The organism is uncultured Boseongicola sp., assembly GCF_937988555.1.
Taxonomy (GTDB): domain Bacteria; phylum Pseudomonadota; class Alphaproteobacteria; order Rhodobacterales; family Rhodobacteraceae; genus Boseongicola.
In genome coordinates, this window is the sequence record NZ_CALJXO010000032.1 from 1 (window position 1) to 5,695 (window position 5,695).

Sequence of the window (5,695 nt, forward strand, 5' to 3'; positions counted from 1 at the left end):
AAAAGGTGCTGGTCCGGTTGATATGGAAAACCAAAAGGGCCGGTATTCCGATTTGCGTGTCCGCTCCGGGATCCTTGCTGCCGTTAGCCGCATCGCAGCGATCCTGCCAAGCGATCTCGCGCCGACCAACATGAACGGCCCAAAGCTGCCGCTCGTCGGCTGATCTGATGCTGCGCCGCAGCTTCGCCAGACCGGTCATTCGTGCATCGTGCAGCATATTCTTGGGCCAAATGACCGCAACGCGGGATGAAGCTGCCGTTCGAAGACTTCGGCTTTCTTCTCTCCGGGTTTCTTATTTTCCAGTTTGGCGAACAATGCATCTACATGGTTTCAGTGTTCGCCATCAACGATGCCGGGGGCGATTGCGTTAACATTGATACCATGCTCGATCAGGTTCAGACCTGCGGACTGGGTGAGTGAGATCACGGCAGCCTAGGTCGAGCAGTAAACTGCAACAAGTGCCTCGCCTCGCCGACCTGCCTGCAAGGCCATATTGATGATTTTCCCACCTTTGCCGCGTGAGATCATGTGGCGGGCGACCGCCTGCATTGTGAACATCGTCCCCGCAACATTCACGACGTACAGTCTGTCGAAACTGTCCCGCGTTATATCAGCGATCGGAGCCGCATCAAAAAACGCAGCGTTGTTGATGAGAATGTCGATACCGCCGAAGGTCTCCGCAACACCGTCGATGCAGGCGTCGATACTACCCTGATCGGTCACATCAATTGGCAGCGCGATTGCTGCGTTGCCAATCTCAGAAGCTGTTTTCTGCGCGGCATTAAGATCAATATCGGTGATCGCAACGCGAGCGCCTTCCCGGACAAAGCGTTCAGCGAAGCCGCGGCCAATGCCGCGCTCCGAGCCGGTGATAAGTGCGGTTTTTCCCGCAAGTCGTTGTGTATTGATTATTGTTGTTCAAATTCGTCCCTAGGTTGTATCATCGCGTGGTGTATCCGCCGTCGATCACCAGAATGTCGCCAGTCACGTAGCTTGAGGCGGGCGAGGCAAGGAAAAGCGCAGCCATCGCCACCTCTTCTGGTTGGCCAACACGCTGCATTGGCGTCATGTCTCTCCAGATCGGGAACATCTCGGGATCGTCGATGCCACCCTGGGACATTTCAGTTTGAATGTATCCGGGCGCGAGCGCATTGACCCGAATATTGTCCAGAGCAAGTTCGCTGGCGAGACTCTTGGTCATCATGTGAACCGCCGCCTTCGAGCTATTGTAGGCCACCTGGTTTTGCGGGATGTTCGAGGCGATGCCGGACATGGACCCGACATTGACAATTGCCCCGCCGCCCTGCGCCCGCATAGCTGGAATGGCTGCGCGGCAGCAACGAAAGACCGCATCAACATTCAGCGACATCACGCGCTGCCAATCCTCGTCAGAGAATTCTGCTGAATCACCGCCTAAGGCGACACCGGCATTATTGATGAGAACGTTTAGCCGTCCCGACTGTTCAAGGACATCAGCAATGATTGCAGCCGGTGCTTGAGGGTCCGTTAGGTCAGCGGCAATAAATGTGGCGTCATATCCCAACTCGCCAAGCGTCTTTTTTGCCTCTTCGCTATCGTTGCGTGCGCTGATAAAAAGCCGTGCCCCGGCGTCTCCGAGTGCTCTTGCAGTGGCCAGGCCGATACCACGGGTACCACCCGTGATAAGAGCAACCTTGCCATCAAGCTTGAAGCGGTTCAGTAAATTCTCGTTTTTCAGCATTCTTTATTCCAACTTTGTTCTGATGAGCTCTTTGGGACAAAACGATTGTTATGGGCTCAGATGTCGCATCCATGCGGCAATATCGTCAGGTCGCGCACTACAACTCCCGGCGGCCGGGTCACCATGAACATGACTGCATCGGCGACTTCTTTGGCCTCCATCAGCGCCTTCGCTTCCAACGCTTCGTCCATCTTGGCTTTCGGCCAGTCATCCAGCAGGGAAGTTATCACAGGGCCAGGCAAAACTGCTCCCATCCGCACACCATGTTCAATTAACTGGCGACGGGTAGAATGGACAAAAGCCTGCACTGCAAATTTTGAGGCTGTATAAATCGGCTCCCAGACCACCGGAGTTACGCCCGCGACCGAACTTGTGAAAATGATGTCACCGCTTTTCTGGGCAATCATGTGGGGCAGTATCGTGTGAACCGAACGAAAGGCCGCGTTGATGTTAAGATTGAGTACTTGGTCCCAGACGTCAGGATCTCCGTCAACCACGGCTCCGCCGACATACGCACCTGCATTGGCGTAGAATATGTCGAGGTCCCCTGTGAGATCGAGGATGTTGGTCAGCATCGAAGAAACGGCCGCGCCGTCTAGGAGGTCAACTACCAGCGGATGCGCCTTGGGTCCGAGATCAGCACAGGCATTTGTCAGTCCCTCGGCAGATCGGTCAATCAGCACCACATTAGCGCCCGCCGCGATCATCGTTCGTGCGCATTCCAATCCGATCCCCGAGGCCGCGCCCGTGATTGCGGCGGTTTTGCCTACAAGCTCTTCTGACATGTCGTTGGTCCTTTTTTCCTACGCGCGGCCATGGCTGGCACGAGAGCGCCGAGCGAGAGAGTCCACGATCACGGCAATAGCGAGCACGCCACCGGTGATCATGAACCGCAGAGAAGAGCTGAGATTGAGCAGCGTCAGACCGTTGGAAATTGCCTGGATCACAAGAACCCCCAGAAGAGCGGACCAAGCCGACCCCCGACCACCGAACAGCGAGGTTCCCCCGATCACTCCCGCGGCTATGGCATTGAGGTTAACGTCGCCCGTTCCCGCTTGAATACTCGACGAAGCCAGCCGCGATGCAGAGAACACGCCGCCGAATGCGGCGAAGGTCGAACACAGCACGAATGCCGACAAACGGATCCGGTTGACGTTTATGCCCGAGCGCCGGGCGGCCTCGGCGTTTCCGCCCACGGCGAACATCGACCTGCCCCATTTTGTACGCGTGAATGCATAATCCATGATCACGACGAAGAGGACGAAGATTCCGAACATCCAGGGTACACCTCTTCCCAACTCGAGATAGAATACCGCAAAGAGCAGCGCGGCCGTCAGCGCCGCCGCTTTGACCATGACCACGCTCAGGCCGGTCGATGACAAATTGGCTGCACTCCGACGCCTCATTGTCGTAATACCGCCGACAATGAGCATGCTTCCCGGAAGAATTGCCAGCAGATAGGACAACCAGCTGGGAATGATCATTAGCTGGCCGAAACGCACCATTGGTGACGTAAACGGCAAATTAATCGAGCCGCTTGAGCCGAGAATGTAAAGCTGCATTCCCAGAAGAGCCAACAATCCGGCCAAGGTGGCCACGAAGCTCGGCATTTCGAAACTGTTCCGCATGAAACCATAGAGAAGGCCCACAAAGGCGCCTGACACCAAAGCTCCAAGGATCGCGACGGGAAGAGGCAAGCCGACATTCACCCAGAGGACTCCGACCAACGCCGATGCCAAACCGCTCATAGATCCGATGGAAAGGTCTATCTCGCCTAGGAGCAGTACGCAGACCACACCCAGCGCGATGAAGCCAACGGCGGCCGCATCGAACAGAAGATTCGCGAGATTAATCGGAGCGAGAAAAATTGGGTTCAGCGAACTGAAGACGATCGAGATCATGATGAGACCGACGAAAACTGGAAGCATTCCCAGATCCCCCGACCGCACGCGATCCAGGAAAGCGCGAATGGCTCCTGCCATCCCTTCATCACGACGAACACGCGTATCTGCGCGATCGAGCTGCGGATTATTCGTGCTCTTTGACATATTCTGGCCTTTGGTCATTCTTGTGCCGTTTCGAGTTTTTGCGCCGCGCGGCGGGAGACGGAGTTGTCAGTTGCGCCGGTGATGGCGGAAACGAGTTCCTCGTGCGAGTTTTCGGTCGTGAAAACACAGTTGTTTCGACCGAGGCGCAAAACGACGATTCGGTCGGCGACAGCACGCACGTCTTCCATGTTATGCGAGATCAGGATCACACCGTGCCCCCTGTCACGCACCCGTTCTATTAGGTTCAGGACCTCGGCGGTCTGGGCAACGCCGAGGGCTGCGGTGGGTTCGTCGAGCATGATGATTTCAGGATCCAGGACGAGGGATCGCGCGATGGCAACCGTCTGACGTTGACCACCTGAAAGCGATGCAATTGGCTCTCGAACCGAGGGTATGCGTGCTGCCAGTTCTTTGAGCAGCGTCCATGCGCGAACTTCCATTTCCACTTCATCCAGCCGCCACGGAGAGAGTTCTTGACCGAGGAACAAATTTGCAACGACGTCAAGGTTCTCGCACAATGCAAGGTCCTGAAATACCGTTGCAATTCCCAATTCGAGCGCTTCACTCGGATTGTTGAGCGACACCTCTTCACCGAGATATTCGATAGTGCCTTGCGTCGGTTGATGCACACCAGCGAGGACCTTAACCAATGTCGACTTGCCCGCACCGTTATCACCGACAAGGGCAACCACTTCACCTGCGTGGACTTCAAGTTCGATGTCTTCCAGGGCTGTAACGGCACCGAATTTCTTAGAAATCCCCTTCAGTCGAAGGAGCAATTCGCCGGGTTCGGGTTTTGGTCGCTTCTGTGTCATACGATGTTCTCCTGCGATCACGGGGGCTGGCGATCCTGACGGTCCGCCAGCCCATTGATATGCAGCGCCGGAGGGAGAGCCAACGCCGCAGATGGTGTTTACTCGATACCGAGTTCCGCGCAGTGTGCTGCGAATTCGCCTGTGCAAAGCTGCTCCGCAGTGACGATGCCCGTGTCAATTACGATTTCCTTGAGGTTTGCACGCGTTACGACTGCTGGCACAAAGAGCTGTGAAGGCGCATCATAAAGCGTTGTCGTAGCCTCGGGCGTGTTCCCACTCAAGAAGGTGACCGCAACATTTGCTGCAGCGGCCCCGACAATCTCGCTGGGTTTGGAAATGGTGTTGTATTGATCACCAGCGATGATCAGCTGAAGTGCCGAGATTTCTGCGTCATTGCCGCTGACCGGTGGGATTGGATCGACACCGGCTGCTTTCAGCGCTGAAACCGCTCCGCCACCAGTGCCGTCGTTGGCCGCGACCACGCCGATGATCTGGTTGCCGAAGCGAGTTATCTGCCCGCCGACCCATTCCTGCGCTTTGGGCGGTGCCCAATTTGGCGTATCGAATTCCGCCAGTGTTGCGTATTCCGACGCCGCGATTGCGTCACGAGAACCTTTTGCAATCAGGCGAGCTGCCGCATCGGTCGGTGAACCGTTGACTTGTAGAACACCCACGCCTTCGGGCGATACGCCGCTTGCCTTCAGGTGATTCACCAAGCTCTCCGCGATTGCGTAGCCAATTCCTTCGTTATCGAAAGAGACGTAGAAATCTGGCGCGCGATCAGGGATCGGCCGGTCGTATGCAATAATCTTAATGCCCTGCGCCTGGCCTAGTTCGACGAGCGCAGCCGCCGCACCGGAATCAACCGGATCGAGAACGATGACGGTGGCTCCCTGGGCAATCACAGAGTTGAATTGCTGCTGCTGCAGCGCCACATCGGCGTTGCCGTTCTGATAAATGGTTTTGCAGTCCGGGCAAAGCTTTTCCATTTCCGCCCGAAAACCGGGCCAGTCGTGCTCGTCATAGCGGGTAGAACCTTGATCGGGCATCAGGAACGCAACGGTCCCTGTTGTTTGGGCATTGGTCGGGGCGCTGCTCAAAATGAGCGCTGC

The 5,695-nt window shown here is 56.3% G+C and carries 5 protein-coding genes and 1 pseudogene; all 6 read right to left on the reverse strand.

Going from position 1 to position 5,695, the window contains the following annotated elements:
* Window positions 1-264: 264 nt before the first annotated feature.
* A pseudogene (locus Q1B15_RS01600) lies at window positions 265-909 on the reverse strand (SDR family NAD(P)-dependent oxidoreductase); the annotation flags it as partial.
* A gap of 31 nt (window positions 910-940) precedes the next feature.
* Window positions 941-1,720: an SDR family NAD(P)-dependent oxidoreductase gene (locus Q1B15_RS01605; protein ID WP_299749135.1), complete on the reverse strand. Its 780-nt coding sequence runs from the start codon at window positions 1,718-1,720 to the stop codon at window positions 941-943.
* Window positions 1,721-1,776: 56 nt separating this feature from the next.
* Complete coding sequence (locus Q1B15_RS01610; RefSeq protein WP_299749138.1) at window positions 1,777-2,505, reverse strand: SDR family oxidoreductase; 729 nt, start codon at window positions 2,503-2,505, stop codon at window positions 1,777-1,779.
* 18 nt (window positions 2,506-2,523) lie between these two features.
* The gene (locus Q1B15_RS01615; RefSeq protein ID WP_299749141.1) at window positions 2,524-3,786 is read right to left on the reverse strand and encodes a sugar ABC transporter permease; all 1,263 of its coding nucleotides are present in this window, start codon (window positions 3,784-3,786) and stop codon (window positions 2,524-2,526) included.
* On the reverse strand, window positions 3,783-4,583 hold the full coding sequence (locus Q1B15_RS01620) for an ATP-binding cassette domain-containing protein (protein ID WP_299749144.1): 801 nt from the start codon (window positions 4,581-4,583) through the stop codon (window positions 3,783-3,785). The genes Q1B15_RS01615 and Q1B15_RS01620 overlap by 4 nt, the downstream gene beginning before the upstream one ends.
* A 98-nt stretch (window positions 4,584-4,681) precedes the next feature.
* Window positions 4,682-5,695 (reverse strand): substrate-binding domain-containing protein (locus Q1B15_RS01625; protein WP_366141647.1); only part of this gene is annotated, 1,014 nt, incomplete at its 5' end.